Origin of the sequence: Streptomyces sp. KL109B (assembly GCF_030766935.1) — a bacterium.
Taxonomy (GTDB): Bacteria; Actinomycetota; Actinomycetes; order Streptomycetales; family Streptomycetaceae; genus Streptomyces.
Window position 1 is genome coordinate 910,519 of the sequence record NZ_JASERL010000001.1, and the last position, 26,868, is coordinate 937,386.

Annotated in this window: 22 protein-coding genes; 11 read left to right on the forward strand and 11 right to left on the reverse strand. The window is 72.0% G+C overall.

The annotated features are described in order from the left end of the window. Nucleotides 1-54: 54 nt before the first annotated feature. Genes RBJ65_RS04355 through RBJ65_RS04370 form a run of 4 tightly spaced genes read right to left on the reverse strand, consistent with a single transcriptional unit; the run spans nucleotide 55 to nucleotide 5,674 of the window. Complete coding sequence (locus tag RBJ65_RS04355) at nucleotides 55-1,410, reverse strand: aspartate aminotransferase family protein (protein ID WP_306317893.1); 1,356 nt, start codon at nucleotides 1,408-1,410, stop codon at nucleotides 55-57. 24 nt (nucleotides 1,411-1,434) lie between these two features. Continuing rightward, on the reverse strand, nucleotides 1,435-2,763 hold the full coding sequence (locus RBJ65_RS04360) for an ArgE/DapE family deacylase (RefSeq protein WP_306317894.1): 1,329 nt from the start codon (nucleotides 2,761-2,763) through the stop codon (nucleotides 1,435-1,437). Then, nucleotides 2,760-4,247 (reverse strand): aldehyde dehydrogenase, encoded by a 1,488-nt coding sequence (locus RBJ65_RS04365; RefSeq protein ID WP_306317895.1) that lies wholly within the window; start codon nucleotides 4,245-4,247, stop codon nucleotides 2,760-2,762. The genes RBJ65_RS04360 and RBJ65_RS04365 overlap by 4 nt, the downstream gene beginning before the upstream one ends. Further along, nucleotides 4,244-5,674: a cytosine permease gene (locus tag RBJ65_RS04370; protein ID WP_306317896.1), complete on the reverse strand. Its 1,431-nt coding sequence runs from the start codon at nucleotides 5,672-5,674 to the stop codon at nucleotides 4,244-4,246. The genes RBJ65_RS04365 and RBJ65_RS04370 overlap by 4 nt, the downstream gene beginning before the upstream one ends. Before the next feature lie 116 nt (nucleotides 5,675-5,790). On the opposite strand from RBJ65_RS04370, the gene RBJ65_RS04375 reads away from it, so the two are divergent. Then, on the forward strand, nucleotides 5,791-6,402 hold the full coding sequence (locus tag RBJ65_RS04375; RefSeq protein WP_306317897.1) for a TetR/AcrR family transcriptional regulator: 612 nt from the start codon (nucleotides 5,791-5,793) through the stop codon (nucleotides 6,400-6,402). A gap of 21 nt (nucleotides 6,403-6,423) precedes the next feature. Here RBJ65_RS04375 and RBJ65_RS04380 read toward each other — a convergent pair whose 3' ends face one another. Genes RBJ65_RS04380 through RBJ65_RS04405 form a run of 6 tightly spaced genes read right to left on the reverse strand, consistent with a single transcriptional unit; the run spans nucleotide 6,424 to nucleotide 12,312 of the window. Continuing rightward, a complete protein-coding gene (locus RBJ65_RS04380) occupies nucleotides 6,424-7,341 on the reverse strand; it encodes a LysR substrate-binding domain-containing protein (protein WP_306317898.1) in 918 nt (305 codons plus the stop codon). Between the two features lie 42 nt (nucleotides 7,342-7,383). After that, entirely contained in the window at nucleotides 7,384-8,727 is a 1,344-nt protein-coding gene (locus RBJ65_RS04385; RefSeq protein WP_306317899.1) for an MFS transporter, read from the reverse strand. After that, nucleotides 8,724-9,911: a M20 family metallopeptidase gene (locus RBJ65_RS04390; RefSeq protein ID WP_306317900.1), complete on the reverse strand. Its 1,188-nt coding sequence runs from the start codon at nucleotides 9,909-9,911 to the stop codon at nucleotides 8,724-8,726. Before RBJ65_RS04390 ends, RBJ65_RS04385 begins: the two co-directional genes overlap by 4 nt. Further along, nucleotides 9,908-10,588 carry a DUF1028 domain-containing protein gene (locus RBJ65_RS04395; RefSeq protein WP_306317901.1) on the reverse strand — a complete coding sequence of 227 codons (681 nt, stop codon included), beginning with the start codon at nucleotides 10,586-10,588 and terminating at the stop codon, nucleotides 9,908-9,910. Before RBJ65_RS04395 ends, RBJ65_RS04390 begins: the two co-directional genes overlap by 4 nt. Further along, entirely contained in the window at nucleotides 10,585-11,040 is a 456-nt protein-coding gene (locus RBJ65_RS04400) for a RidA family protein (RefSeq protein ID WP_306317902.1), read from the reverse strand. Before RBJ65_RS04400 ends, RBJ65_RS04395 begins: the two co-directional genes overlap by 4 nt. A gap of 21 nt (nucleotides 11,041-11,061) precedes the next feature. Further along, nucleotides 11,062-12,312, reverse strand: a complete 1,251-nt coding sequence (locus tag RBJ65_RS04405) for an NAD(P)/FAD-dependent oxidoreductase (protein ID WP_306317903.1) — start codon at nucleotides 12,310-12,312, stop codon at nucleotides 11,062-11,064. Nucleotides 12,313-12,443: 131 nt separating this feature from the next. Here RBJ65_RS04405 and RBJ65_RS04410 point away from each other — a divergent pair, with 131 nt between their 5' ends. The 4 genes from RBJ65_RS04410 (at nucleotide 12,444) to RBJ65_RS04425 (ending at nucleotide 16,696) form a co-directional block, all read left to right on the forward strand. After that, on the forward strand, nucleotides 12,444-13,424 hold the full coding sequence (locus RBJ65_RS04410; protein ID WP_306317904.1) for an Lrp/AsnC family transcriptional regulator: 981 nt from the start codon (nucleotides 12,444-12,446) through the stop codon (nucleotides 13,422-13,424). Between the two features lie 106 nt (nucleotides 13,425-13,530). Further along, a complete protein-coding gene (locus RBJ65_RS04415) occupies nucleotides 13,531-14,973 on the forward strand; it encodes an amidase (RefSeq protein WP_306317905.1) in 1,443 nt (480 codons plus the stop codon). A 41-nt stretch (nucleotides 14,974-15,014) separates the two neighbouring features. Then, on the forward strand, nucleotides 15,015-15,239 hold the full coding sequence (locus RBJ65_RS04420; protein ID WP_306317906.1) for a hypothetical protein: 225 nt from the start codon (nucleotides 15,015-15,017) through the stop codon (nucleotides 15,237-15,239). Further along, nucleotides 15,236-16,696, forward strand: a complete 1,461-nt coding sequence (locus RBJ65_RS04425) for a sodium:solute symporter (protein ID WP_306317907.1) — start codon at nucleotides 15,236-15,238, stop codon at nucleotides 16,694-16,696. The genes RBJ65_RS04420 and RBJ65_RS04425 overlap by 4 nt, the downstream gene beginning before the upstream one ends. Here RBJ65_RS04425 and RBJ65_RS04430 read toward each other — a convergent pair. Further along, nucleotides 16,633-19,257, reverse strand: a complete 2,625-nt coding sequence (locus tag RBJ65_RS04430; RefSeq protein ID WP_306317908.1) for a discoidin domain-containing protein — start codon at nucleotides 19,255-19,257, stop codon at nucleotides 16,633-16,635. The genes RBJ65_RS04425 and RBJ65_RS04430 overlap by 64 nt on opposite strands. A gap of 273 nt (nucleotides 19,258-19,530) precedes the next feature. Between RBJ65_RS04430 and RBJ65_RS04435 the strand changes: the two genes are divergently transcribed. The 6 genes from RBJ65_RS04435 (at nucleotide 19,531) to RBJ65_RS04460 (ending at nucleotide 26,803) form a co-directional block, all read left to right on the forward strand. Beyond that, complete coding sequence (locus RBJ65_RS04435) at nucleotides 19,531-20,283, forward strand: GntR family transcriptional regulator (protein ID WP_306317909.1); 753 nt, start codon at nucleotides 19,531-19,533, stop codon at nucleotides 20,281-20,283. Nucleotides 20,284-20,460: 177 nt separating this feature from the next. Then, nucleotides 20,461-22,188: a cytosine permease gene (locus RBJ65_RS04440; RefSeq protein WP_306317910.1), complete on the forward strand. Its 1,728-nt coding sequence runs from the start codon at nucleotides 20,461-20,463 to the stop codon at nucleotides 22,186-22,188. A 229-nt stretch (nucleotides 22,189-22,417) separates the two neighbouring features. Next, nucleotides 22,418-22,612, forward strand: coding sequence for an SPOR domain-containing protein (locus RBJ65_RS04445; RefSeq protein WP_306317911.1), 195 nt, complete (start codon nucleotides 22,418-22,420; stop codon nucleotides 22,610-22,612). A gap of 111 nt (nucleotides 22,613-22,723) precedes the next feature. Further along, complete coding sequence (locus RBJ65_RS04450) at nucleotides 22,724-23,122, forward strand: (deoxy)nucleoside triphosphate pyrophosphohydrolase (RefSeq protein WP_306317912.1); 399 nt, start codon at nucleotides 22,724-22,726, stop codon at nucleotides 23,120-23,122. A gap of 108 nt (nucleotides 23,123-23,230) precedes the next feature. After that, on the forward strand, nucleotides 23,231-23,680 hold the full coding sequence (locus tag RBJ65_RS04455; RefSeq protein WP_306317913.1) for an ATP-binding protein: 450 nt from the start codon (nucleotides 23,231-23,233) through the stop codon (nucleotides 23,678-23,680). 264 nt (nucleotides 23,681-23,944) lie between these two features. Beyond that, entirely contained in the window at nucleotides 23,945-26,803 is a 2,859-nt protein-coding gene (locus tag RBJ65_RS04460) for a SpoIIE family protein phosphatase (RefSeq protein ID WP_306317914.1), read from the forward strand. The last annotated feature ends 65 nt before the right edge of the window (nucleotides 26,804-26,868 follow it).

Here is a 26,868-nt window from a genome sequence, read left to right on the forward strand (position 1 = left end):
TGGCCAGATGTGTGCGGCAGGGGCCCGGCGCACGGTGCGCCGGGCCCCTGTTGTTCACGCCTCCCGGATCTCGCCGGAGGCGTCCGTGCGCTCCAGTACGCCGCGCAGCGCCGACGCGACCTCCTTGGCCTCGGCCTCCGTCATGATCAGCGGCGGGGACAGGACCAGGCTGTGCGCGGAGTCGCGGACGATGACGCCGGTCTCGCGGCGGATTACGTCGTGCGGCATCCGGTCGGGGTTGAGGGGGAGGGGCGTACGGGTGGTGCGGTCGGCGACCAGTTCCACCGCGAGCATCATGCCGACCGAGCGGATCTCGCCGACGATGGGCAAGTCGCCGAGCTGGGCCTCCAGTTCGGCGTGCAGCGTCGCGCCGATGGTCTTCGCGCGCGCCAGCAGGCCCTCCTTCTCGATGACGTCGAGGTTGGCGAGGGCGACGGCGGTCGCGACCGGGTGGCCGTTGTACGTATAACCCATGGGGAAGCCGTGGTCCTGAAGCAGCACCTCGGCGACCTGGTCGGCGACGAGCAGCGCGCCCAGCGGTACGTAGCCGGACGTGATGCCCTTGGCCGTGACGATGATGTCCGGCGTGACGCCGAAGTGCTGGGCGGCGAACCACTCGCCCACGCGCCCGTAGGCCGTCACGACCTCGTCGAAGATGAGGAGGATGCCGTGCCGGTCGAGCGTCTCGCGCACGCGCGGCCAGTAGTCGTCCGGCGGGACCAGCATGCCGCCGACGCCCATGATGGGCTCGCCGATCATCGCCGCGATGTTGTCCGGGCCGATCTCCGCGATGCGCTCCTCGAGTTCGCGGATGAGGAAGTCGCAGGGGTCCTCGCCGCCGTACAGCTCCGAGCGGTACGGCCACGGCGGCGTCAGGTGCGAGACGTGCGGCATCATCGGGGCGAAGCCCTCGTGGTACAGCGGGAATCCGGTGGCCGAGCCGCCGCCGTAGGCGATGCCGTGGTACGCCTTGTCGCGCGCCAGGATCCAGGTGCGGTCGGTGTCGCCGCGGCGGTGGTGGTAGTAGCGGGCCATCTTGATGGCGGCCTCGTTGCCCTCGGAGCCGCCGGACGTGAAGTACACGTGGTTCAGCGGGTCCGGGGCCAGGTCGGCCAGTCGGGCGGCGAGTTCGATGGCGCGGTCGTTGGAGAACTCCCAGAAGCTCGTGAAGTACTCGAGCTTCTTCATCTGCTCGTGCGCGACGTCCGCCAGGTCCTCGCGGCCGTGCCCGACCTGCGCGAGCCACAGGCCGCCGGTCGCGTCGAGGTAGCTCCGGCCCTCGGTGTCGGTGAGGCGGCAGCCGGAGCCGGACGTCATGATCACCCGCTCCTCGGCGCTGCCGGGGAGGTAGGGGTGGATGATGTGGGCGCGGTCCGCCGACAGGAGGCTCTGGTGGTCCTGGTGCTGCATGGGGGATGTCCTTCCGTACGGGGGTCAGGCTGCGGGTGCCGTGAGGTCGAGGGCGGCGAGCGCGAGGGCCTTCGCCGTGTCGACGAGGTCGTCGACCTCGATGTACTCGTCGATGGTGTGGAGGGTCGGGGAGCCGTCGGGGCGGGTCGCGGTCGGGCCCAGGCAGACGGCGGGGGTGTCGGCGAGCCGGGTCAGGGTGGCGGCGTCGGTCCAGGACGGCTCGCCGAGGATGCGCGGGGTGCGGCCCAGGGAGGACGACGCCCGTTCAAGTGCCGTCACCACGGCGTGCGTTCTGGGCACTTCGGCCGGCGGCAGCTCCGTGTCCCAGTCGAAGCGGGGCGGGTGCGCGGTGAGCCAGCCGTCGGCCGCGCACGCCTCGCGCACGGCCGCCTCGATCTCGGCCCGCACCTTGCTCGCCCAGCCGTCCGCGTCGGCCTGGACCGGGAGGTAGGTGACGTCCAGGCCGACCTCGCAGGAGGCGGGGAAGGTCACCCACCACTCGCCGCCCTTGATGGTGGTCGGCACGATCGACGGCGGGGGCAGCAGCGGGTGGGCGTGGGCCGGGTCGTCGGACCAGTGCCCGCGCAGCGACTGGAGGGCGGTCAGGGCCGGGAGCGTCTTCTCGATGGCGTTCACCGCGCCGCCGGTGCGCCAGTCGCCCGCCGGGTACTCGGCGTGCCCCGGGCGCCCGTCGACCGTCAACGTGCCGCCCAGGATGCCGCGTTGGGCGGTGACGACGTCCAGGTCGGTGGGCTCGGGCACGATCGCCGCGTCCGCCTTCACCCCGTACGCGAGTGAGGCGAGGGTGCCCGCGCCGTTCCACTCCTCGTCGGTGGCGGTGTTGATCAGCAGGTCGCCGGGGAGCCGGATGCCGAGCGCCGCGAGGGTCTCGGCCGCGATCACCATGGCGGCGATGCCGCCCTTCATGTCGCAGGTGCCGCGCCCGTACAGGCGCCCTTCGCGGACCTCCGCGCGGAACGGGTCGCTGGACCACGCCTTCCGAGGTTCCGCCGAGACGACGTCGATGTGCCCGTTGAACAGGAGGGAGCGGCCGCCGCCCGTACCGGGGAAGCGGGCGATCAGCTGCGGCCGCCCGTCGAAGCCGAGGCCCTCCGGGGTCTGCGGGGAGCGCGGCAGGTCCGACGGCTTCGGGGTGAACACGTCGACCGTGGCGCCCGCCGCGCGGAGCCGGTCGGCGAGGTGGTCCTGGAGGTCGTGCTCGGCCCGGTGCCGCTCGTCGGCGGAGCCGCGGACGGTGGTGTCGAAGGCGACGAGCCGCGACGTGAGTGCCACCAATTCGTCGCGCTTGCCGTCCAGTTCGGTCAGGACGCGGTCGCGGTCAGGCGCGCTCATCCGTACGTCACCCACGTCGTCTTCAACCCCGTGTACTTGTCGAAGGAGTGCAGCGACAGGTCGCGGCCGTACCCGGACTGCTTGAAGCCGCCGAAGGGCGTCAGCGGCGACAGCGCGTCGACCGTGTTGACGGAGACCGTGCCCGCCTGGAGGGCCTCCGCCGTGCGGTGTGCGCGGGCCAGGTCGCGGGTCCAGACGGAGGCCGCGAGCCCGTACGGGGAGTCGTTCGCCAGGCGTACCGCCTCCGCCTCCGTGTCGAAGGTGTGCACGGTCAACACGGGCCCGAAGACCTCCTCGCGGGCCAGCGGGGCGTCCGGGGCGAGGCCGGTGACGACCGTCGGGTGGACGTAGGCGCCGGTCAGGTCGGGGCGGGTGCCGCCGCACACCACGGTGCCGCCGGATTCGGCGACGGCCTTGACCACGCGGGCGGCCTGCGCCTCGTCGACGAGCGGGCCGAGCGTGGTGGCGGGGTCGAGGGGGTCGCCGGGGGCGAACGCGGCGGCACACGAGGCGACGCGCTCGGTGAACTCCTCTGCCACCGAACTCTCCACCAGAAGGCGGGTATTGGCGGAGCAGACCTGCCCCGAGTTGTAGGCGAAGCCCGCCGCGGCCTGCTCGGCGGCGGCGTCCAGGTCGGCGTCGGCGAACACCACGTTCGGGCTCTTGCCGCCCGCCTCCGGCCACACCTGCTTGAGGTTGGACTCGGCGGCGTAGGCGAGGAAGCGGCGGGCGGTCGCCGTGGAGCCGGTGAAGGCGAGGCTGTCCACGTCGTCGTGGCGGCCGAGCGCCTGGCCCGCGCGCTCGCCGAGGCCGGGCACGACGTTCAGGACGCCCGCCGGGAGCCCCGCCTCCACCGCCAGCTCGGCCAGCAGCAGCGCGGACAGCGGGGACTGCTCGGCGGGCTTGAGGACGACGCTGTTCCCTGCCGCGAGCGCGGGCGCCAGCTTCCAACTCGCCATGTCCAGCGGGAAGTTCCACGGAACCACCGCGCCGACGACGCCGAGCGGCACGCGCCGTACGAGCGCCAGATTGCCGGGCGGGGCCGGGGCCACCTCGTCGTACAGCTTGTCGGCGGCCTCCGCGTACCAGGCGAAGACACCGGCCGCGCCGGGCACGTCGGTGCCGTACGTCTCGGCGATCGGCTTGCCCATGTCGAGGGTGTCGAGGAGGGCAAGGTCGCGGCCGTGCTCCTCGATGAGGGACGCGAGCTTGAGGAGCACCCGCTTGCGGGTCGCGGCGTCCGCCCGCGACCAGTCGCCCGCCTCGAAGCTGCGGCGCGCGGCCCGCACGGCGGCGTCGATGTCCGGGGTGTCGCAGGAGGCGACCTCGGCGACGGTGCGCCCGGTGGCCGGGTCGACGGTGGCGAAGGTCGCGCCGGACGCCGCGTCCTGCCACTGGCCGTCGATGAACGCCCGGGTGCGCGGGGAGAGTTGGGTGGCGAGGTTCGCCCAGTCCTGGCGGGTGTACGTCAGGGTGTCGGTCATGCTGCGGGCACTCCTGTGGTGGTGGTCGGTGCGGGTGTGGAGGGACGGCGGCGCGCGCCGCGGGACGCGAGCAGCCAGTACAGGGGCACGGTGACGACCAGGCCCGCGATCCAGCCGATGTCGGTGTCGCCGAGGGAGTGCGCCACAGGACCGGTGTAGAGGGACTGCGCCATGAACGGGATCTCGGCGAGGATGCCGATCGCGTAGACCGCGAGGGCCGTCCAGTTCCAGCGGCCGTACGCGCCGCCGTCCTTGGCGAAGAAGGACGCCACGTCGTAGTCGCCGTGCCGGATCAGGTAGAAGTCGACCAGGTTGATCGCCGTCCAGGGGATCAGGACGTACTGGAGTACGTAGATCAGGTTGAGGTAGTTGTCCATGAAGCTGTCGGCGAGGGCCAGAGCGAGGACCACGGACAGGGCCGTCAGGACCGCGCCGAGGACCGCACGGCCGGTCGCGCGCGGCAGCCAGCGGTGGGCGAAGGTCTGCACGGCGGTGACGGCGCACAGCACCGCCCCGTACAGGTTCATGGAGTTGGTCAGCATCGTGACCAACGCGAAGCTCCAGAGCGTCAGTTGGCCGAGCGCCGAGCCGAGCAGGTGGTTCAGTGCCGAGATCGGGTCGCCCGCGCCCGCGATGCCGATCGCCGCGCCGACCACCATGGGGATGGCGCTGCCGAGGACGCACCCGGCGTACGTACACCACAAGGTGGAGCGGACGCCGGCCCGGTGGGCGGGCATGTAGCGCGAGTAGTCCGATACGTACGGCGCGTACGCGATCTGCCAGAGCGCGCCGACCGACACCATCCCGAGGAACCCGGCGAGGCTGAAGCCGCCGGACGTCAGGAAGTCGGAGGGCAGTCCGCCCGCGAACAGGTAGACGGCGCCGATGACCTGGATCGCACCGAACGCCCACGTCGTCCACGCGCCGATCCGGTGCATCAGGCGGTAGCCGACGACCGCCACCGCGAGGCTGATCACCGCGCACAGCAGCACGCCCGCGCTCTCGCCGACCGGGGTGACCTGGGCGAGCGACTGCGCGCCCACCACCAGGTTCGACGCGAAGAGCCCCTGGTACATGCCGAGCACGACGAGCACCACCGCGAGCGCGCCCACGCTGCCGAACTGGCCCCGGCTCTGGATCATTTGGGGCACGCCCAGCTGCGGCCCCTGCGCCGAGTGCAGCGCCATCAGGAAGCCGCCGCCGAGGTGCCCCACGAGCAGCGCCGCCAGGCTCCAGTAGAAGGAGAGCCCGAAGGCGGTGGGCGCGAGGGCGCCTGTGACGACGGTCAGCGGGCCCAGGTTGGCGCTGAACCAGATCGTGAACAAGTCCCGGGTGCGGCCGTGGCGTTCGGTCGCGGGGACCACGTCGATGGTGCGGTGCTCGATGCGTTCGACGTGCTCGTTGCGCTCGACGTGCTCGGACTCCATGCCGCCTCCGTCGTGAGTTCTTTGATGCGAGAGTCAAACAATCCGTCAGGGAGGCGTCAATGGGTTACGGAGGATTAACTTGATTTACCTGAACCACGTAACAGAGAATTAACCGCATGGGAAAACCGGGGAGACCGAAGAACCAGACCGCGCGGCGCGAGGCGCTCGTGGACGCGGCGGGGCGGGCCATCACGGAGCGCGGCCTCGAAGGGCTGCGCATCAAGGACATCGCGGCGGAGGCAGGCGTCTCCGCGGGCTCGGTCCTCTACTACTACCCGGAGCTCGACGAGCTGGTCCTGGAGGTCCACCGCGGCGCGGTCGAACGCTTCCTGGCGGCCCGGCACGAGGTCACCGACGAGGTCGCCGACCCGGTCGCCCGGCTGCGCGCGCTGATCGCCTCGGGCCTGCCGGCCGACCCGGACGACGCGACGCACGGCCTGCTCTACGAACTCCACGGCCGCGCCGACCGCAGCCCCGGGCACGCCGAGTTGATGGCGTCGCTGTTCGCCGGCGAGGTCGGCCTGTACGCCACCGCGCTCGAAGTGGGCGCGGCGACCGGGGTGTTCACGCTGACGGCGCCCGTGGGTGACCTGGCCCGCAACCTGGTCGCCCTTGAGGACGGCTTCGGCCTGCACATCGTCAGCCGCAACGCGGCGCTGACGCGGGAGGAGGCGCAGCGGCTGATCCGGGTGCAGGCGGCGGCGGTCACGGGGTGCGCGGACCTCTAGGGCCCTTGGGCCTGTCGACCTTTAGGGCCCGTCGGCGGACTCCCGCAGTACGTCCATCACCGCACGCGCCCGCGCGCTCTGCGTCATGCCGCCGAGGGTCGCGACGCGGACCTCCAACGGGCGCCCAGCGTCCCGGAGTTCGAGCTCGGCGATGTCGCCGCCGCCGTACGTGCGGGTGGTCGCGGGGCGCTGGTTGAGCACCGAGTAGCCGAGGCCGCGGGCCACCATGGAGCGCACGGTCTCGTAGCTGCGGGTGCGGTAGCGGACGTCGGGGGCGGTGCCGGTGGCGGCGACGAGGGAGCGGAAGTAGTCGCGGCTGTGCGGGAGGTCGAGGAGGACGAGCGGCTCCGCGGACAGGTCGGCGAGGGAGACGCTGCCGCGGCCTGACAGCGGGTGGTCGGCCGCGACGATGACGTAGGCGGGGGCCAGGGCGATGGTCTCGCTGCGCAGCTCCGGTTCGGTGGACAGGCCCAGGTCGTAGGTGAGGGCGAAGTCGATGCGGCCCGTCGTCAGGGCCTCGACCAGCTCGTCCGCCTCCGCCTCCACGACGTCGATCTCGATGCCCGGGTGGCGGCGCGTGCACTCGCTGAACAGGCGCGGCAGATAGTACGGGGCGAGCGTCACGAAGCAGCCGACCGTCACGGGACCCGACAGCTCCGCGCCGTCGCCGCGCGCCTCCCGCTCGACCTCGCGCGCGCGGGCGAGCAGGTCGCGGCCCTGCGCGCGCAGCCGCTCCCCGGCGGGGGTGAGGGTCAGGCCCCGGCCGCGGCGGCGGATGAACAGCTGCACCTGGAGGTCGCGCTCCAGGTTGTGGATGGCGGCGGACACGGCGGACTGCGCGATGTGCAGCTCCTGCGACGCCTCCGTCATGGAGCCGCGCTCGGCGGCGACCAGGAAGTAGCGCAACTGGACGAGCGTGAAACCGAGCGGTGACTTCATGCGGGGCCTTCGTGCCAGGTGAACCGGGGTGTGCGCCCGACTCTAGGCCGCGTCCCCTTGTCGTGCGTCCTCCTCCCGTACGTCCTCCGCGTGCAGCAGCGACGAACCCGCCGTCTCCTTCAGGGAAATCGCGGAGACGAGCCCGACCACGCCGAACACCATCAGATAGGGGCCGGGCACCAGCGTGCTGCCGGTCTTCTCGATGAGCAGCGTCATCAGGTACGGCACGGTGCCCGCGAACAGCGCCGCCGTGACGTTGTACGAGATGGAGAGCCCGCTCTGCCGGGTCCGCGTCGGGAACACCTCCGCCGACCACACGGCGTACGTCCCGAGGATCGCCGCCAGGATCACGCCGAGCGCGAGCCCGGCGATCCACGTACCGGCCATCCCGGTCCGCATCAGCCAGAACGCGGGAGTCGACAAGGCGAGCAGCGCCACCGACGCCCCGATGAACACCGGCTTGCGCCCCACCCGGTCGGACAGCGCGCCGAACAGCGGCACGAAGACCAGGCCGAGCAGCGAGATCACGGTGGACAGCAGGGCGGCGCTGTCGGCGGAGTGGCCGAGGTGGTCGGTCTCGTAGGTGACGAGATAGGTGAGCACGGCGTAGAACGGCACGTGCATGGTGGCCGTCAGGCCCGCCGCCTGGAGGAGTTCGCGGCGGTGGGTGCGCAGCAGCTCGCGGGCGGGGCTGCGCGGGACCGTGTCGTTCGCTTCGAGGGCCCGGTACTCCGGGGTGTCCTCGATCTTGTTGCGGATGACGACACCGACGATGCCGAGCGGCGCCGCGATCAGGAACGGGATCCGCCAGCCCCACGAGGTGAGTTGGGCGTCGTCGAGCCCGCTCGACAGGAGCAGGAAGACGAACGAGCCGGCCAGGAAGCCGAGCAGCGAGCCGACCTCCAGCCAGCTCACCCCGAAGCCGCGCCTGCGTCGTGGCGCGCTCTCGGCGAGGAAGCTCGCCGCGCTGCCGAACTCGCCGCCGGCCGCGAACCCTTGGATCAGCCGCAGCACCACCAGGAGGATCGGCGCGGCGATGCCCAGCGAGTCGTAGCCGGGCAGCAGCCCGATCGCGAGCGTCGAGCCGGACATCATCAGGATGACGAGCGACAGCGTCCGCTTGCGGCCGATCCGGTCGCCGAGCGGCCCGAAGACCAGCGCGCCGAGCGGCCGGACACCGAACGAGACGGCGAAGACGCCGAAGACCGCGAGCAGCCCGGTCGTACTGTCCCCGGACGGGAAGAACACGGTGGCGACGGTGCCCGCGAGATACGCGTACGCGGCCCAGTCGAACCAGTGCACGAACACGCCGACGGCCCCGGCCGCGACGCTCCTGCGCAAAGTGGCTGCATCGGCCTGTACGGGCGCCGCCTCGGTCACGGTCACGTCTTCGCCTCCTCGGGCGGTCCGGAGGACGGTCCGGCCCGGTCCACGCCCGTCCACGCGAGCGCCACCGCCGCGTCGAGCAGCGCCCGCTCGGCGGTTCCGCCCACGCAGTACGCGGCGAACTCGTGCTGGTGGTTGGTGGCGGGCAGGGAGCCGATGCCGATGTACGGGTGGATGGCGGGCACGACCTGGGAGACGTTGCCCATGTCGGTGGAGGCCCGGTTCATGCGGTCGGCCTGGCCCGGCGGCGCGAACTGGCGCCCGAGAGCGAGGGCGTTGGCGCGGTAGTGGGCGAGCGCCGACTCGTCCGCGCGGAACTCGGCGTACGGCTTGCTCTCCGGCTCGACCGTGAGTTCACAGCCGGTGGCGAGCGCGCCCGCCTCGAAGGCCCGCATGACGCGCGGCTCCAACTCGGCCAATTCGGCGAGGGTTTCGGCGCGCACGTACCAGCGCCCGGTCGCCCGCTCCGGGATCGCGTTCGGGGCGTCGCCCGCGTGCGTGACGACGCCGTGCACCCGCGCGGAGGCCGGGAGCTGCTGGCGGAGCAGGCCGATGGCGACCTGGGCGACGGTGAACGCGTCGGCCGCGTTGACCCCGGCCTCCGGGTACGCCGCCGCGTGCGCCGACTTCCCCTGGTACGCGACCTTGGAGTGGCTGACCGCGAACGGCTTGGCCTCCGCCACGTCGACCGGCGCCGGGTGCGCCATCATCGCGAGGTCGACCCCGGCGAACGCGCCCCGGTCGAGCAGCTCGATCTTCCCGCCGCCGCCCTCCTCGGCCGGGGTGCCGTACACCTCGACCGTCAGGCCCAGGTCGTCGGCGACGGCGGCGAGGCCGAGGGCGGCGCCGATCGACGAGGCCGCGATGAGGTTGTGCCCGCAGGCGTGTCCGAGGCCGGGCAGCGCGTCGTACTCGGCGCACAGCGCGATGCGGCGCGGGCCGCTGCCGAAGGAGGCGTGGAAGGCGGTGTCGAGGCCCAGGTACGCGGACGTGACGTCGAATCCGGCGCCGTCGAGCAGCTCGGGCACGCGCGCCGCCGCGCGGTGCTCCTCCCACGCGGTCTCCGGGTCGGCGTGCAACTGCTCGGAGAGCGCGACGAGTTGGTCGGCGTGCCGGTCGACTTCTTTGCGGGCGGCGTCCTTGAGGCCGGTGTCCTTGAGGCCGGTGTCCTTGAGCGCACTCATCGTGCGTCGCCCGGAACGCCGTACGAGGGCGAGGAGGCCGGATCGAGGCCGCGCGTCACATAGTCGTCGCGCTGCGGCAGCCATACGTCGACGAGCTCGCCGAGCCGCTCGATCGGGTCGTCGTCGGTCCAGTCGATCCGCAGGTCGGTGACGCGCCAGCCGACGTCGGCGACGACCGCGAGCCCGGCCGAGTGGACCGGTCCCTCCTCGCCGCCCGCCGCGACGGCCGCCTTCATGGCGGCGACCAGCCGCTCCTCCAGCTCGCCGGTGGCGGCCGCGAACGCGTCGAGCAGGACGCCCGGAATGTGCGTCCCGGACAGCATGTTCCCGGCCGCGACGGCGCCGTCGGCGGTGGCGGTCGCGTACGTGCCGAGGGTCTGCGGACCGCTGTACGCGAAACCGGGGCCTTCCCGCCCCAGGACCGTCAACTGCCGGTAGGCGATGGTCTTCTCGACGTCCGGGGCGCCGGCCACCTCGGCGAGGGCGCGCTCCGCGTCACCGTGCGCGGACAGTCCGTCGAGCAGGCGCGTGCCGAGCACCGGGTCGGTGATGTTCTGCGAGGACGCGGCGCCGACGCCGGGCCGCAGATGGGCGATGCGGGCCGCGACCGCGGGGCTCGACGAGCTGCCCGCGATGCCGAACCGCGCACCGTCGCGTACGACGAGGGAGAACGTCATGCCCGCGCCTCCTTCTCGCCCTGCGGGATCACGGCCACCGCGTCGATCTCGCACAGCCACTCCGGGCGGGCGAGCGCCGAGACGACGATGCCGGTCGAGATGGGGTGAACTCCCTTGGTCCAGCGGCCGACCGTGCGGTACACGGCCTCCCGGTAGCGCGGATCGATCAGGTAGATCGTCAGCTTGACCAGGTGCTCCATCCGGCTGCCCGACTCCTCAAGCAGCATCTTGATGTTCGCCATGGCCCGCTCGGCCTGCGCCCCGGCGTCGCCGACGCCGACGTTCTCGCTGGTGTCGAGGTCCTGGCCGATCTGGCCGCGGACGTACACCGTGTCGCCGGCGACGACGGCCTGGCAGAGGTCGTTGTCGAGGTTCTGCTCGGGATAGGTGTCGCGGGTGTTGAACGGCCGGATCCGGGTGTGCCCGCCGGCCACGATCGGGGCGTTGGCCATGCCTCTGTGCTCCTCAGTCCTTCAGTTGGTCTCGTACGCGAGGTATGCGCGCCGGGTCGTGATGTGGTCGGCGACGTACTTGGCGTCGTGCCAGACGCCCCAGATGAAGCTCGAACCGCGCCGCGAGAGCCACGGCAGGCCGAGGAAGTACACGCCGGGCTCCGTGGAGACGCCGCGGCGCTGGTCGGGGCGGCCGTTCTCGTCGTACGCGTCGACGTCGAGCCAGCTGTAGTCGGCGGCGAAGCCGGTGGCCCAGACGATCGAGGCGACCCCGGCATCGGCGAGGTCGAGGGCGAGCCGCGGGTTGGTCACGCACTCGGGGTCGGGGCCGAGGACGTGCGCCTCGGGCTCCTCGGGCAGGTCGAGCCCGTTGCGCTCGACGTACGCGTCGGCGGCCCGCAGCAGGTCGAGGTACTTCTCGTCGCCGAGCGCGATGTTCTGGGCGAGGTCGGGCGCGAAGCTCAGCAGCCCGTCCTCGTACGCGGAGGTCATGCCGAGGAGTTCGATGCCGGTCCCGGCCAGCTCGCGGAAGTCCACGGAGTGCCCGCCGCGCGCCCCGCTCACCGCGATGGTGACGTGCGCGGCGCCCTGCGGCGGCGTCGTCAGGTCCCACAGCCCGAGCACCCCGAGCCACCAGCAGAAGTCCCGGCCCCGGTACTGCCGCGGCGGCCGGTCGTGCGGGCCCACGGACAGGAATACGCGGCGCCCGGAACGGCGCAGCTCGTCGGCGATCTGCACGCCGGAAGAACCGGCGCCGACCACCAGCACGGCGCCCTCGGGCAGCTGCTCCGGGTTGCGGTACTCGCTGGAGTGGATCTGGGCGCGCACCGCGCCCTCGGGCACGATCGGCGGGATCACGGGCCGCTGGAACGGTCCGGTCGCGGCCACCACGAACCCGGCGTCGATCGAGCCCTCTGACGTCTCGACGCGGAAGCCGGGCCCGCCCACGTGCTTGCGCACCTTGGACACCTCGACGCCGCACCGCACGGGGGCGTCGATCTTCTCGGCGTACCGCTCGAAGTACTCGGCGACCTGCTCCTTCGTCGCGAAGGCGTCGGGGCCGACGTCGGGGAACTCCAGGTTCGGGAACCGGTCGTGCCAGGCGGGCCCGTTCGCGACGAGCGAGTCCCAGCGCTGCGTGCGCCATCGCTCGGCGATCCGGTCCCGTTCCAGGACGATGTGCGGTATGCCCTGCGCGCCCAGGTGCTCGCTCATGGCGATGCCGGCCTGGCCCGCCCCGACGACGACAACTTCCGTCTGTTCACTCGGCACTTGAGCCTCCACTCGGGTCGTGCGGTGGGAGCCATCCTTCGCCGCACCCGCAACCCTGTCCAACAGATGTTTCCGGGGTGAGTGATCTGTTTTTCAGATGTGGGTCGCGTGGCCTGGACTAGGGTCGTTCCGTGACCACCGAGCCGAATCCCCCCGAAGTGCCCGCCCCGCTCGACGCCCTCGACCGCCGCGTCGTCGCCGCGCTGCAGATCGACGGGCGGGCCTCCTGGCGGCGGATCGCGGATGTGCTGGGGGAGCCGGAGCGGAAGGTGGCGCGGCGCGGGCACCGGCTCGTGGAGAGCGGGGACGTGGCGGTGCGGGGGCTCGTCGTGCGCGGGGAGACCGTGATCCTGCGGATGAACTGCCGCCCGGGGTCCGTACGGGACGCGGCGCTCGCCGCCGCGCGACGGCCCGACGCGATCTTCTCGTACGTGCTCGCGGGCGCCGCCGACTGTGTGGCCGAACTGCAGTGTCCGCCCGAGCAGTTGGGGCGCTTCATGCTGGACGAGGTGCCCGCGCTGCCCGGCCTCGTGCAGCAGCAGGTCTCGCCGGTCCTGCGCTACTTCCGCACCGTGCACGAGTGGTCGCCCGGCATCCTCGACGCCGCCGAGGTCGAGGCGCTCGGCGGCGAGCGGCAGGTCGACCGGGTCGGCCTCGACGAGGTCGAGCTCGCCCCCGACGAGGAGGCCATCCTGCGCGCCCTCGCCGAGGACGGGCGGTGCACGAACGACGAACTCGCCGCCGTCGCGGGGGTGTCGGTGGCCACGGCCAGGCGCCGCGTGGACGCGCTGAGCCGCGCGGGCCACGTCAGCATCCGCGCCGTCGTGGAGCCCGCGCTGCTCGGCCTGCCCGTGCAGGCGCTGCTGTGGATCAGGACGCGGCCCGGCGAGGTCGAGGAGGTGGGCCGGCTGCTCCTCGAATCGCCGCTGGTGCGGTACGCGGCCGTGGTCATGGGCGAGCACCAGCTCCTGGTCGACGTGACCCAGCCGTCGAAGGCGGCGCTGCACGCCTTCCTCACCGAGGCGCCGTGGGTGCGCAGGGCCGAGGCCGTGCAGTCCCATCTGGTGGTCGAGGCGTGGAAGCGCAGCGGAGTGACCGTAAAGGCCAAGTAGTTGAGTCGTACGTCTGAAAAGTTCATGCAGCGCAAACCATTGACTTAATTCGTCACCCGGTCGCAGTGTGAGGGCGCACACAGTCGCCTCCTGCCCGAGGACGGTCATGCCCGTAGGTCCCGCACGCCCCACCGAATCCGACGCCCTGTGCGCGCTCGACGCCGTCGAGCTCGCCGACCGGATCCGCCGCCGCGACCTGTCGGCGCGCGAGGTCCTCGCCGCCCACCTCGACCGCGTCGAGCGCGTGAACCCGGCCCTCAACGCCATCGTCACGCTCGACGCCGAAGGCGCCCGGGAAGCGGCGCGGCAGGCGGACGAACGGGCGGCGTCCGGAGCCGAGTTGGGGCCCCTGCACGGACTGCCCATCGCCTTCAAGGACACCCACCTCACCCGCGGCCTGCGTACCACGCACGGCTCGCCGCTCTTCGCCGACCACGTGCCCGACGAGGACGAACTCCTCGTCGAGCGCGTCCAGAACGCCGGCGCGATCCGGATCGGCAAGACCAACGTCCCCGAGTTCGCGGCCGGTTCGCACACCTTCAACCCCGTCTTCGGCGCGACCCGCAACCCGTACGACCGCACCCGCTCCGCGGGCGGCAGCAGCGGTGGCGCCGCCGCCGCGCTCGCCGCCCGGCTCACCCCGATCGCCGACGGCAGCGACATGGGCGGCTCGCTGCGCAACCCGGCCTCGTTCTGCAACGTCGTCGGCCTGCGCCCCACCCCTGGCCGGGTGCCATCGCTGCCCACGAACGACCTGTGGGAGACGCTCGGCGTGGCCGGGCCGATGGGCCGCACCGTCGCCGATGTCGCCCTGCTGCTCTCGGTGCTGGCGGGCCCCGACCCGCGCTTCCCGCAGTCCCTGGAGACGCCGGGCCCGTCCTTCCGCGCCCCGGTGGCCCGCGAGTTGAAGGGGCTGCGCGTCGCCTACGCCCCCGATCTCGGCGGCCGCGTCCCCGTCGACCCCGAGGTGCGCGCGGTGATCGCCGAGCAGGGCAAGGTGTTCGAGGCGGCGGGCGCGCACGTCGTCGAGGACTGCCCGGACCTGGACGGCGCCGACGACGTCTTCCGCACGCTGCGGGCGCAGGCCTTCCGCACCGGACTCGGCCCGCTCCTGGAGACCGACCGCGACAAGCTCAAGCCCAGCCTCGTCTGGAACATCGAGGAGGGCCTCAAGCTCACCTCGGCGGACCTGGCCCGCGCCCGCACCGAGCACACCCGCATCCACCTGGCCGCCGCCGGCTTCTTCGACCGCTACGACGTGCTGATCGCCCCGGTCAGCCAGGTCGCGCCGTTCGACGTCGACGCCGAGTACCCCACCGTCATCGACGGACAGCCGCAGCACACCTACCTCGACTGGATGCGCTCCGCGTATCTGCTCACCGTCCTGGGCGCACCCGCCCTCTCCGTCCCCGCCGGCTTCACTCCCGCCGGGCTCCCCGTCGGCCTGCAGATCGTGGGCCCGCCGCGCGCCGAACGCGCCGTCCTCGACATCGGCGCCGCCTACGAGGCCGCCACGGGACACGGACGCCGCGCGCCCCGCCTTTCGTAGGGAACCTTCGTAGCGCTCAACTCCCGTCAGCTGGAGCCCCGATGAGATCTCCGCACGCGCTCTGGGCCGCCGTGCCCGTCCTCGCCTTCCTCAGCACCCCGTTCCTCCCGTTCGTCAACGGACCGCACCTGTGGTTCGGCATCCCGTCCGTCCTCGCCTGGTGCCTGCTGTGGACCGTCGGCACCACGGTCGCGCTCGCCCTCGTCGACCGCGGCACGCGTTCCACCGTCGGCTACGAGGACGAGGCCGAGGAGGTCGCGGGATGAACAGCACCATGGTCATCACGGTCCTCGGCATCGTCGCCATCGCGGCGGTCGGCGTCACGGGCCGCCGCGCGCCCAGCAAGGAACTGGGGGAGTGGACCGTCGCCAAGCGCGGCTTCTCCACCTTCACCACCTGGTTCCTCCAGGCCGGGGAGGCCTTCACCACCTTCAGCTTCCTCGGCCTCGCGGGCATCGCCTTCGGCGGCGGCGTCGCCGCGTCCTTCGCGGTCTGCTACCTCGCCATCAACTTCGTCCTCCAGTACTTCACCGCGCCCCGCATGCGCCAACTCGGCCAGCGCGGCGGCTACTTGACACAGGCCGACTTCTTCGTCGACCGCTACGGCAGCCCGCTGCTCGGCAAGGTCGTCGCCGTCGTCGGCGCGGTCTTCCTCCTGCCGTACCTGCAACTGCAGATCACCGGGCTCGGCATGATCGTGCAGCTCGCCACCGGCAGCCACACCGGTGGCAACCTGAGCATGGTGCTCGCCACCGTCCTGACCGTCGTCTTCGTCCTGTGGTCCGGCATCCGAGGCATCGCGCGGGTCGCGTACCTCAAGGACGCGCTGATGATCATCGGCCTCGTGGTCCTGATCGCGGGCGTCGCGCTCTCGGTCAACGGCGGCATCGGCGGCCTCTTCGACACCCTCCGCACCAGCCACCCCCAGCTCCTGACGCTCGATCAAGAGGGCTACGACGGCACCTTCTTCGTCACCGCCGTCATCATCTCCGGCATCGGCGGCGGCCTCGGCACCATGGCCCACCTGTGGCCGCCGGTGCTCGCCGCCCGCAGCGGCCGCGTGCTGCGCTCCAACGCGATCTGGCTGCCCCTCTACCAGATCGCCCTCGGCATCCCGATCGTCATCGGCTTCGCCGGGGTCCTGCTCGCGAAGAAGGGCACCGAACCCAACGGCGTCGCCCTCACCCTCGCCGGACAGACCCTGCCGGGCTGGCTCGTCGGCCTGGTCGCGGTCGCCGCGGCCTCCGCCGCGATGGTGCCGTCCGCTGCCATCGTCGTCGGCATCTCCAGCCTGCTCTCCCGCAACCTGCTGAGCGTCCGCAACGAGCGCACCCAACTGCGCACCAACCACGTGTGCGTGGTGCTCGCGGCGGGCCTCGCCCTCGTCCTCGGCCTGACCCGCCCCGGCCTCCTCTCCGACCTGCTCCTGCTCACGTACGGCGGCCTGACCCAGTTGGCGCCCGCGATCGTGATGGGCCTGGCGAAGAAGGTGAAGCTGGGCGCGGTCCCGGCCCTCGTCGGCATCCTGACCGGCGTCGCGGTGCTCGCGTGGCTGACGTTCGGCTCCGTCGACGTGGGAACCGTGGACACCGGCCTGATCGCGCTCGCCGTCAACATCGTGGTCACGACCGGCGCCCAGCTCCTGCTCCGCCGGCGCCCTCAGGACACGGTCAACTCGCCGACGGAGCCCGCCGATTCACCGGTCTCGGTGAGCCGCACGTAACGCCCGACCGTCGCCTCGTCGAACGGCTTCCAGTGCTCACCGTCGGGCGACGTGTCGACCCGGTACTCCTTCGTCCCGGTCACCTCCACCCGGTTCACGGGCCGTACGCCGCCCAGATCCACGGTGAGCGTGGCGCCCGGCTTCGCGGGGTGCCAGGTGGTGGCCGGGTTGCCGTCGACGGCCGCGCCCGCGTACTGCCCCGGGTCCTCGGACGTGGCTTTCGCCGGCCTGCAACGGGCGAGGTCGGTGGTCGGTTCGCGGTCGGGCCGCCGGGTGGGGAGCGTGACCCCGGCGCCGGTCACGGCCTCGCGCCCGCCCGGCGTCTCGACGGCGAAGGGCGCGCCCCGGGTGAGCCGCACGTCGGTCGTCTCCGGCCCGATCGCGACGTCGTACGTCCGCCCCCGCCACCGCAGCCCCTTGACCTTGACGCCCTCCTTCAACTGCGGCGGCAGCATCGGATCGAGCCGCACGGCGTCCCCGTCGGTCAGCCGCATCCCGGTCAGCCCATGCGTGAACACCTGCAGAAACCCGCCCTTCCCGGTCAGGAAGTCCTGCGCGGGCGTCCCCGCGAGCTCGTCCCCGGCCCCCGCCTTCTCGCCCCGCGACTCCGAGAACGTACCGAACGGCCCCCGGAAGAACGGCCGCGAGGCCCGCTCCAGATACGTGTACGTCGAGCACCCCGGCTCACCGATCTTCGCGGCGGCGACCGCGTGCACGGAGTCCGTCATCGCAGGTCCGTCGCGGTCGGTGTGCGCCGCGTAATAGTCGAGCGTCGCGGCGGCCGCCCCCTTCGGCATCGGCTTCCAGTCCAGCGGATACAGCAACAGCACGGCGTCCGCCTGCTTGATGTCCGCGCCCTTGTCGATGTCGTAACCGGCGTACTGCGGAAAGACCTTGCGGTCCCTGTCGTACGGAATCCGGAGCCGGTCCGCGATCCGCTCCCAGCGGCCGGGCGCCCGCTCGCCGACCAGCTCGGCGGCCTTGGTGGCATTGCGCAGCGCGGTGGCGGCGACGGCATTGGTGTAGACGCCGTCGTCGACGCCGTTGCTGTACTCGTCCGGCCCCGCGACGTCCTTGATGGAGTACGAGCCGTCACTCTCATTCGGTGTGACCCGTGAACTCCAGTACGCGGCAAGCCCCTTGAGCAGCGGCCACCCCCGCTCGCGCAACCAGTGACGATCGCCGGTGGCCTGGTAGCGCTGCCAGGCCGCGAGCGCGATATCGCCCATGAGGTGATTCTGGGTGACGCAGTGCGGCGGATCCCAGCTCTGGCACTCCTTCCACAACGAGCCCGAACTGGCGCTGGTCCAGGGGTACATGAGCCCCTTCTGCCCGGTCTTGAGCGCGTTCTCGGCGGCGGCGCCCCGCGTCCGGTACCGGTACTCGAGCACCGGGTCGGCCAGCTCGGGCCGGGTGGCGAGCAACGAGGGATACATCCACGTCTCGGCGTCCCAGAACACCATTCCGGCGTAGTTGTCACTGCTCAGCCCGGTGGGTGCGAGGCTGTCGCGAGCCCCGGGCCGCAGCGAGGAGAGCAGCCCGTACTGGGAGGCGCGCAACCGCTTCTGCAACTCCGGCCGCCCCGGAGTCTCGATGTCGGCGTCCCACAACTCCCGCCAGGCGGCGTCATGTTGACGTCGCATCGCATCCCACCCGACGGCCGCGGCCCGCTTGGACGCGCGCACGGCATCGGCCCGCGGACGCTTCGACGTGAGTCCGGTGTCGACGCCCACGAACTTGCTGACGTCGTACGTCCGCCCTCCCTCGACCCGGAAGTCGGCGGACTGCCGGCTGCCGAGGCCGCCCTCGTCCCGGCGGGCGGTGTGGGTGCGGCCGGGGGAGCGGAGGGTGGAGGCGACGGCGCCCTCGGTCCCGGACCCGTCGGTACGGAAGCCGACGGCGGTGGTGCGCTTGCCCGCGGGGCCGCTGCCGGTGCCGGTGATCCGGCGGGCGCCGCGCTCGTCGATCCGGTCGGTGACGGTGACGTCCCCCGACCAATGGGGCGTCACGCGCAGCCGTACGGCGCCGACATGCGGATCCGCCCGGTCGGCGAGCACCTCGTACGTGAGGTCGGTGCGCTCCCCGTCCCGGTGCACCCACGTGACCTCGGTCCGGACGACGCCGCACCGCATGTCGAGGGTCTGCCGGTATCCCGTGGTCCGGCTCCGCGGCCCGTACGTCTCGCCGCGCGCCCGCACGTCGAGACCGGTCCAGTTGGGGAGCGCGGCGACGGCCTCCCGGTGCGCGGTGTTCTTGGGCCCCCGCCCGTAGAGCCCCGACACGAAGGCCCCGTCGTACGGCGCCGTATAGAGCGGCCACCCCGTCTTGGCCCCCTCACCCCCGGTCCTCGCGTACCCGGACCCGCCGGGCGGCACCCGCACACCGAGATACCCGTTGCCCGCGTAGGCGTGGTACGGGCTGTCCGGTTCGGCCTTCCGGGTGCTCAGACTCCACCCGGAACCACCGCACTTGGGCACGGCGTCCGGTGCCGCCTGGGCGGTCGGGGTGAGGGAGGCGCCGACGGTGAGTGCGGCGAGAGCGACGAGCTGCGCTGGCTTCATGGGGAGAGCGTGGTCCGCGACCCCCCACCCCCGTCGGACGCGCGCCGCCAAACCGCCCAAGGTGACGCACTATCCAGGCCATGGCGTACGCACACTCGAATCATGGGCCGATGTGTGAATGACGCACTACCTGGGCAAAGTCGCTGCGTAAAGGCCCCTGACCTCGGAAGTCATCACATCGAGTGATTCTTTGGCCTTTGCTTGCACCCCTGAACCCACGGTTGCCACGCTGTTGCTGTCTGTCAATCTGATGGGGATCTGAGGGGACAACCAGTGACATTCGGTGAGCAGCCGGCGTATCTCCGCGTTGCGGGCGACCTCCGCAAGAAGATCGTCAGTGGTTCGCTGCCGCCGCACACCCGCCTCCCCTCACAGGCCAAGATCCGCGAGGAGTACGGGGTTTCGGACACGGTGGCCCTGGAGGCCCGCAAGGTCCTCATGGCGGAGGGCCTCGTCGAGGGCCGCTCCGGTTCGGGGACGTATGTGCGCGAGCTTCCCGTGCCGCGCCGCGTCGCCCGCTCCGGATACCGGCCGAGCAGCGGCTCCACCCCGTTCCGGCAGGAGCAGGGCGACCCGGACTCGCGCGGCACCTGGGACTCGCGCAGCGAGCAGACCGAGGCGGTCGCCGCCGTCGCCGAGCGGCTCGCGATCCGCGCGGGCGACCGCGTGATGCGCACCAAGTACGTGTACCGGGACGCGGGGGAGGCGATGATGCTCGCGACCTCCTGGGAGCCGCTCGCCGTGACCGGCCGCACCCCCGTGATGCTCCCCGAGGAGGGCCCGCTCGGCGGCTGCGGCGTCGTCGAGCGCATGGCGGCGATCGACGTGATCGTGGACAACGTGACGGAGGAAGTCGCCGCCCGCCCCGGCCTCGCCGAGGAGTTGAGCGCGCTCGGCGGGGTGCCCGGCCATGTCGTCCTCGTCATCCACCGCACCTTCTTCGCGTCCGGCAGACCGGTGGAGACGGCCGACGTGGTGGTGCCCGCGGACCGCTACCGCATCGCATACCACCTGCCGGTGAAGTGACGGGCCGCGCCCGATACCCGGCGCGGTCCGTCCGGGCCGTGTGATCGGGAGTTAACCGCGCCCCGACTCCCGTAACAGGCAGGCAATCGCCGCCTGCCCCGCGTTGTCATGTACGGCTCCTAACTTCGCCCTCCGTACGCAGTTGGTATACCGCCGACGGAGGAACGGGTAGCCGCCATGACCGAGACCGCCGTACCCCACGCAGACCGGGCGACCGGGTCACCCGCAGGACCGCCCGACGGGCAGCCCCCGAAGCGAAGTTACGCGAGGCTCGCCGCCGACGAATCCCGCGAGGACTACTCGCTGCGCTACGCCCCGCACTCCTACCGGCGCTGGTCGCCGACCATGGTCGCCTCCACCGCGCTCGGCGGCATCGCCTACCTCGCCGACTTCGCGATCGGCGCGTCCATCGTCTTCACGTACGGCTTCACCAGCGGCCTCGCCTCGATCCTGTGCGCGGCGACCATCATCTTCACCACCGGCATCCCGATCGCCCGGGCCTGCGCCAAGTACGGCCTGGACATGGACCTCATCACGCGCGGCGCGGGCTTCGGCTACTTCGGCTCGACGCTCACGTCCCTCATCTACGCCTCGTTCACCTTCATCTTCTTCGCGCTCGAAGGCTCGATCATGGCGCAGGCGATGCACGAGGTCGTCGGACTCCCGCTGCCCATCGGGTACTTGGTGACCACGCTCATCGTGATCCCGATCGTGTTCCGCGGCATGGGCGCGCTGGCGAAGGTGCAGGCGTGGACGCAGCCGATCTGGCTGATCGGCCTCGTCCTGCCCTTCCTGATCCTGCTCTTCCATTCCCCCGCCTCCTTCGGCGAGTTCACGCACTTCGGCGGCACCGAGGGCGCGGGCAGCGGCTTCTCATGGATCGGCTTCGGGCTCGGCACCGGCGTCGCGCTCTCGCTCATCGCGCAGATCGGCGAGCAGGCCGACTACCTGCGCTTCATGCCGGCCAAGACCGAGACGAACCGGAAGCGGTGGAATCTGGCCGTTCTCGCCGCCGGACCCGGCTGGGTCGTCATCGGCGCCGCCAAGCAGCTCGGCGGCGCGCTCCTCGCCTTCGTAGCGCTCGAAGCCGTCGGCAAGACGCACGCGCTCGAACCCATCGCGCCGCAGGTCGAGGCGCTCAAGCCGTGGCTCGGCCCGGTCGCGCTGCCGGCCGCCGCGCTCTTCGTCGTGGTCTCCCAAATCAAGATCAACGTGACCAACGCGTACAGCGGTTCGCTGTCCTGGTCGAACTTCTTCTCCCGTGTGACGCACCGTCACCCCGGCCGTGTCTGGTACATCTTCCTCAACCTCGCCATCGCGCTGACGCTGATGGAACTGAACATGTTCGCCGCGCTGAATAAACTGCTCGGCTTCTACTCGAATGTGGGCATCGCCTGGATCGCGGCGGTCGCCGCCGACCTCGTCATCAATAAGCGGGTCGGCTGGAGCCCCAAGTACATCGAGTTCAAGCGGGCCTATCTGTACGCGGTGAACCCGGCCGGATTCGGCGCGATGACGATCGCCTCGGCCGTCTCGATCACGGCGTTCTTCGGGGTCTTCGGCCAGTACGCCGAGGCGTTCTCCACGTTCATCGCCGCGGGTCTCGCGCTGCTGCTCTGCCCGCTCATCGCCTGGGCGACCAAGGGCCGCTACTACCTGGCGCGGCCGAACCCGGTCAACGGCCCGGACGTCGAGCTCCCCGAGGGCACCGACATCACCGCCACCCACACCTGTGCCGTGTGCGAGACGGCGTACGAACTCCCCGACATCGCCGACTGCCCCGCCCACTCCGGCCCGATCTGCTCGCTCTGCTGTTCCCTCGACGCCGACTGCGGCGACGTCTGCACCAAGAAGCCGACGGGCGAACCCGTGATGATGCCGATGCCGACGGTGCGCGCGCACTGAGGCAGGGCCACTGACGGGCCGAGGGGGCGCATCCACTGGATGCGCCCCCTCGGCCCGTCGTCCGCATGTTCGGACGATGGCTTGTTGCGTATCTCTTTGTGCCAATCCGTATCCGGTGAGTAAAGGTCAGGCGTAGGCTCGGGCATATGCGGGTTGCGGTTTCCTCGGGCTGAGAGGGCGGGGCGCGATGCGAGTCGAGGTCGGAACGGCCAGGGAGGGGCGGGGCGCGATGAATGACAGCACGACCACACTTCCGTGGCTGGTCATCCGCGAGGACGACAACGGAAACCGCTACCGGGTGGGCCGCTACGCCACGAAGGCCGAGGCCCAGCGCATGGCCGACAGCCTCGACGACCACCAGGGCCACCAGCCGACCTACTGGGTGGAGCGCCTGGGGCAGGGGCGGAACAACACAGCGCGATAGCGGAGCCGTAGGCTCCGGTGCATGCCTGCCGAGTCGCCGTCAACGCCACCGTCGCTGTCATCGTCACCGTCGCTGTCATCGTCACCGTCGCTGTCATCGTCACCGACCGTCGTGGTCGCCGCCGCCCTGTACGACAGCGCGGGCCGGCTGCTCGCCGCGCGGCGCAGCGCGCCCCCGGAACTCGCGGGCCGCTGGGAGCTGCCCGGCGGCAAGGTCGAACCGGGCGAGGCCCCCGAGCAGGCGCTCGTCCGCGAACTGCGCGAAGAACTCGGCGTCGAGGCCGAACCGCTCTCCCGGGTGCCGGGCGAATGGCCGCTGAAGGCCGGATACGTCCTGCGGGTCTGGCGCTGCCGCCTGCGCTCCGGCACCCCGCTGCCCCTTGAGGACCACGACGAACTGCGCTGGCTCACGGCCGGCGAGGTCTGGTCCGTGGACTGGCTCGACCAGGACGTATCGGCGGTCAAGGAGGTCCTGGGAGAGCTGGGGGAGAGCCGGCGGGATCGGGCCTGACGGGGCTCGCGCCCGCCTCACACGCGCCACGCCTACGCCGTCCGTGCCACGGCGTACCCCACTTCGCGATAGTGCGCTGCATGGTCCGGGTATATCCCGATTAACCCCATGAAACCGGACAGTGCCTCGCGGGCCAGGGAAGTGATCGGCGTGCTCCACACCAAAGGCGTCTGCGCCGAGTGGGCCTTCCCCGCCGACCCGTCCGCCGTCCGCGGAGCCCGCGCCGAAGTGCGCGCACAGCTGGTGGACTGGGGCCTCGAGGAACTCGCCGACATCGCCGCGCTGCTGGTCAGCGAGCTGGTGACGAATTCCCTGCGGTACGCGTCCGGGCCCATCGGCGTACGCGTCGCCTGCCCGTACGAGCCCTCGGGCGTCCTCCTCGTGGAGGTCTCCGACCCCCTGCCCGACCCGCCCTGCGCCCGTGCCGCCACCCCCGACGACGAGGGCGGCCGCGGGCTGCAACTGGTGGCGGAGGCCTCACGGCGCTGGGGCACCCGGCCGGGGCGGGAGCGGGCCGGTGGGAAAACGGTGTGGTTCGAGCTCGCCCTGCCGGGTTAGGAACCTGCCCCCGGGTGAGGAATCGGCGATGGTTAGGAATCGGCCGAGTGGGACAGACGCGGGTGTGAGGGGCGGGTGTGAGATGCCGTGTGTGGGCGCACCCGGACCCTGGGTACGGAAACAGTCGATCCCGACGGGCCAAAAAGCGTCGGGAGCATGGTGTGATCGTGAACACCGTGTTGCGCGGCTCCGTAGTGCTGGATACTGCGTGCAGCCGCCCCGGTGACCGGTGCCGGACGCGGTGAGCTGGAGGGGACGGTTCGCGTGAGCGAGATACCAGCGAAGGGCAGGGTGTCCGAGGGCCCCTCGGGCGCGGCGTCGGCGCCGCGCGCGGAGCAGGTGCCGCTGGGCGGTGACGGGCCGGGCGCCGCGGGTCTCCCCGGGGAGCCGGCCGGGGAATCCGCCGAGGAGTCGGCAGAGGAGCCCTTCGGCAGGACCGACCTCTGGCAGCCGAGCCCGCCGGGTTCGATCTACGACTACATCAAGGTCGCCTCCTTCTCGATCGGCCCCGGCGGCGCGATCGACCAGTGGAGCCGGCGGGCCGCCCGGCTCTTCGGGATCCGGCCCGAGGACGCCGTGGGCAAGGACCCCATCGAGGCCTTCGTCCCGGCGGAGCTGCGCGAGCGCGGCCACCGCAAGATGGCGGAGATCCTGGACGGGCAGGAGTGGACGGGCGTCGTCCCGTTCCGGCTCCCGGAGGATGACGGGCTTCCCGAGGATGACGGGCTTCCCGAGGAGGACGGGCTTCTCGGGGAGGACGGGCTTCCCGGGGCGGACGAACTCCCCGAGGTGGACGGACTTCCCGAGGTGGACGGGCTTCCCGGGGCGGACGAACTCCCCGAACCGGGATCCGGAGCCGAGGCGTCGGCCGCGCAAGGCGCGGGGCCCACCGGGCTCGCCGAGGTCTATGTGATGCCGACGACCACCGGGTCCGGCGAGCGCGCCGCGGTCTGCATCGTCGTCGACGTCCGCACCCTGCGCCACATCGAGACCGACCTCGCCGCCTCGCAGGCGATTTTCGGCCAATCTCCCTTCGGCTTCCTGCTGTTCGGCACCGACCTCAAGGTCCAGCGCACCAACCGCACCCTCACCTCGGTCTTCGGCGGGCACGTCGACGACCACCGGGGCCGCACCGTCCACGACTATCTGCCGCGCCACGAGGCGGACCGCGTACAGGGCGCGCTGCGCCGGGTCCTGGAGACCGGGGACGCGGTGACCGACATGCAACTGGTCGGCCCCGCCCCGGAGTCCACCGAGCGGCGCCACTGGTCCATCAACCTCTACCGCGTGCACAGCGGTTCCGGCCGCCCCATCGGCGTCGCGGGCCTCGCCACCGACGTCACGCGCCGGCATGCCGCCGCCCGCGAGGCCGCGCACGCCCGCCGCAACCTGGCGCTCCTGAACGAGGCCGGCTCCCGCATCGGGAACTCGCTCGACCTGGAGACCACCGCCCGCGAACTCCTCGACGTCGTCGTCCCCGGCTTCTGCGACCTCGCCTCCGTGGACCTCTACCAAGGGCTCCTCGCCGGCGACGAGACGGCGCTCGTCAGGCACAGCCTCGCCGACGGAAGCGCCGAACTGCGCCGGGTGGCCGCCGCGAGCGCCGTCGCCGACGTGCCGTTCCTCGACCTGGGCGGCGAGGCCCCCGTCAACGTAGGAGCGGTGCACCGCTACACGTTCAACTCGCCCTGCGCGCAGGCGCTGCGCACGGCGCGGCCGCAGACGCTGCCCACCGAGCAGCGCGGCCTCGTGCAGTCCACGCTCGCCGTGCCGATGGTCGCGCACGACACCGTCGTCGGGCTCGTGCAGTTCTCCCGTACGAAGGGCAGCGAGCCGTTCAACGAACGGGACCGGGCGCTCGCCGTCGAGCTCGCCGCGCGCGCCGCGGTCTGCATCGACAACGCGCGCCTGTACCGCCGCGAGCACGAGCGCGCCCTGATCCTGCAGCGCTCCCTGCTGCCGCCGGACGACCCGGAGGCGGCCGGGCTCGACATCGCCTGCCGCTACCGCCCCGGAAACGCCGCGACCGAGGTCGGCGGCGACTGGTTCGACGTCATCGAACTCCCAGGACACCGCACGGCGTTGGTCGTCGGCGACGTGATGGGCCGCGGCCTGCGCGCGGCGGTCGCGATGGGCGAACTCCGCACCGCTGTACGTACCTTGTCGCTCCTCGACCTCGAACCCGCCGAAGTGCTCAGCGCCCTGGACGAGATCGCGCGCGGCCTCGGCACCCCCGGCGGCGCCCAGCAGGGCACCCGGCCCGCCCGCACCGCGCGCTCCTTCGGCGGCGAGGACCTCTCCGAGGTCTACCTCGCGACCTGTGTCTACGCCGTGTACGACGCGGTCACCCGGCGCTGCACCTTCGCCAACGCGGGCCACCTGCCACCGGTCCTCGTCGAACCCGGCGAGGGCGCGCTCATGCTCGACGTACCGCCGGGGATGCCGCTCGGCGTCGGCGGCGAACCGTTCGAGGAGGTGGAGGTCGAACTGCCGGAGGGCTCCCTGCTCGCCCTCTACACGGACGGCCTGGTGGAATCCCGCGACCACCCGCTGGACGAGGGCCTGTCCTCGTTCCGGGCGGCCCTCGACGACCCCTCCCCAGCCCTGGAGGACGTCTGCGACCACGTCCTCAACACCCTCGACACGCACCACGGCGAGGACGACATCGCGCTCCTCATGGCGCGCGTGCAGGGGCTGCCGAAGGGGAACGTCGGCGACTGGACGCTGCCGCGCGAGCCGAAGTCGGTCGGCCGGGCCCGCGAGTACGCGCGGGCGCAACTGCTCAGCTGGGGCCTGGAACCCCTCGTCGACACGTCGGAGCTGCTGGTCAGCGAGCTGGTCACGAACGCGCTGCGGTACGGCGAGGGCGACATCAGGCTGCGCCTCCTCCTCGACCGCACGCTGGTGTGCGAGGTCTGGGACGCGGGTCTCGTGCAGCCGCGCCGCCGCCGGGCCCGCGACACCGACGAGGGCGGTCGCGGGCTGCAACTCGTCGGGCTGCTGAGCGCGGCATGGGGCTCGCGCCGCACCCCGCGCGGCAAGACGGTGTGGTTCGAGCTGCCGCTGCCGGACGGCGACTCGGGCCTGGCGGACCCGACGGAGGCGCTGCTCAGCCTGTTCTGACCTGGCCCTCGGCCGGGGCCTTCGGTGGTGACGCCGCACACATCCCCTCACCCCCCTTTGCATGG

Bases quoted from the DNA above. Each gene is read 5' to 3' on its own strand.
- RBJ65_RS04365 (WP_306317895.1), bottom strand. From the start codon at position 4,247: ATGACCGACACCCTGACGTACACCCGCCAGGACTGGGCGAACCTCGCC.
- RBJ65_RS04430 (WP_306317908.1), bottom strand. From the start codon at position 19,257: ATGAAGCCAGCGCAGCTCGTCGCTCTCGCCGCACTCACCGTCGGCGCC.
- RBJ65_RS04440 (WP_306317910.1), top strand. From the start codon at position 20,461: ATGACCGAGACCGCCGTACCCCACGCAGACCGGGCGACCGGGTCACCC.
- RBJ65_RS04420 (WP_306317906.1), top strand. From the start codon at position 15,015: ATGAGATCTCCGCACGCGCTCTGGGCCGCCGTGCCCGTCCTCGCCTTC.
- RBJ65_RS04380 (WP_306317898.1), bottom strand. From the start codon at position 7,341: ATGAAGTCACCGCTCGGTTTCACGCTCGTCCAGTTGCGCTACTTCCTG.
- RBJ65_RS04415 (WP_306317905.1), top strand. From the start codon at position 13,531: ATGCCCGTAGGTCCCGCACGCCCCACCGAATCCGACGCCCTGTGCGCG.
- RBJ65_RS04370 (WP_306317896.1), bottom strand. From the start codon at position 5,674: ATGGAGTCCGAGCACGTCGAGCGCAACGAGCACGTCGAACGCATCGAG.
- RBJ65_RS04355 (WP_306317893.1), bottom strand. From the start codon at position 1,410: ATGCAGCACCAGGACCACCAGAGCCTCCTGTCGGCGGACCGCGCCCAC.
- RBJ65_RS04390 (WP_306317900.1), bottom strand. From the start codon at position 9,911: ATGAGTGCGCTCAAGGACACCGGCCTCAAGGACACCGGCCTCAAGGAC.
- RBJ65_RS04400 (WP_306317902.1), bottom strand. From the start codon at position 11,040: ATGGCCAACGCCCCGATCGTGGCCGGCGGGCACACCCGGATCCGGCCG.
- RBJ65_RS04375 (WP_306317897.1), top strand. From the start codon at position 5,791: ATGGGAAAACCGGGGAGACCGAAGAACCAGACCGCGCGGCGCGAGGCG.
- RBJ65_RS04455 (WP_306317913.1), top strand. From the start codon at position 23,231: ATGAAACCGGACAGTGCCTCGCGGGCCAGGGAAGTGATCGGCGTGCTC.
- RBJ65_RS04445 (WP_306317911.1), top strand. From the start codon at position 22,418: ATGAATGACAGCACGACCACACTTCCGTGGCTGGTCATCCGCGAGGAC.
- RBJ65_RS04360 (WP_306317894.1), bottom strand. From the start codon at position 2,763: ATGAGCGCGCCTGACCGCGACCGCGTCCTGACCGAACTGGACGGCAAG.
- RBJ65_RS04395 (WP_306317901.1), bottom strand. From the start codon at position 10,588: ATGACGTTCTCCCTCGTCGTACGCGACGGTGCGCGGTTCGGCATCGCG.
- RBJ65_RS04425 (WP_306317907.1), top strand. From the start codon at position 15,236: ATGAACAGCACCATGGTCATCACGGTCCTCGGCATCGTCGCCATCGCG.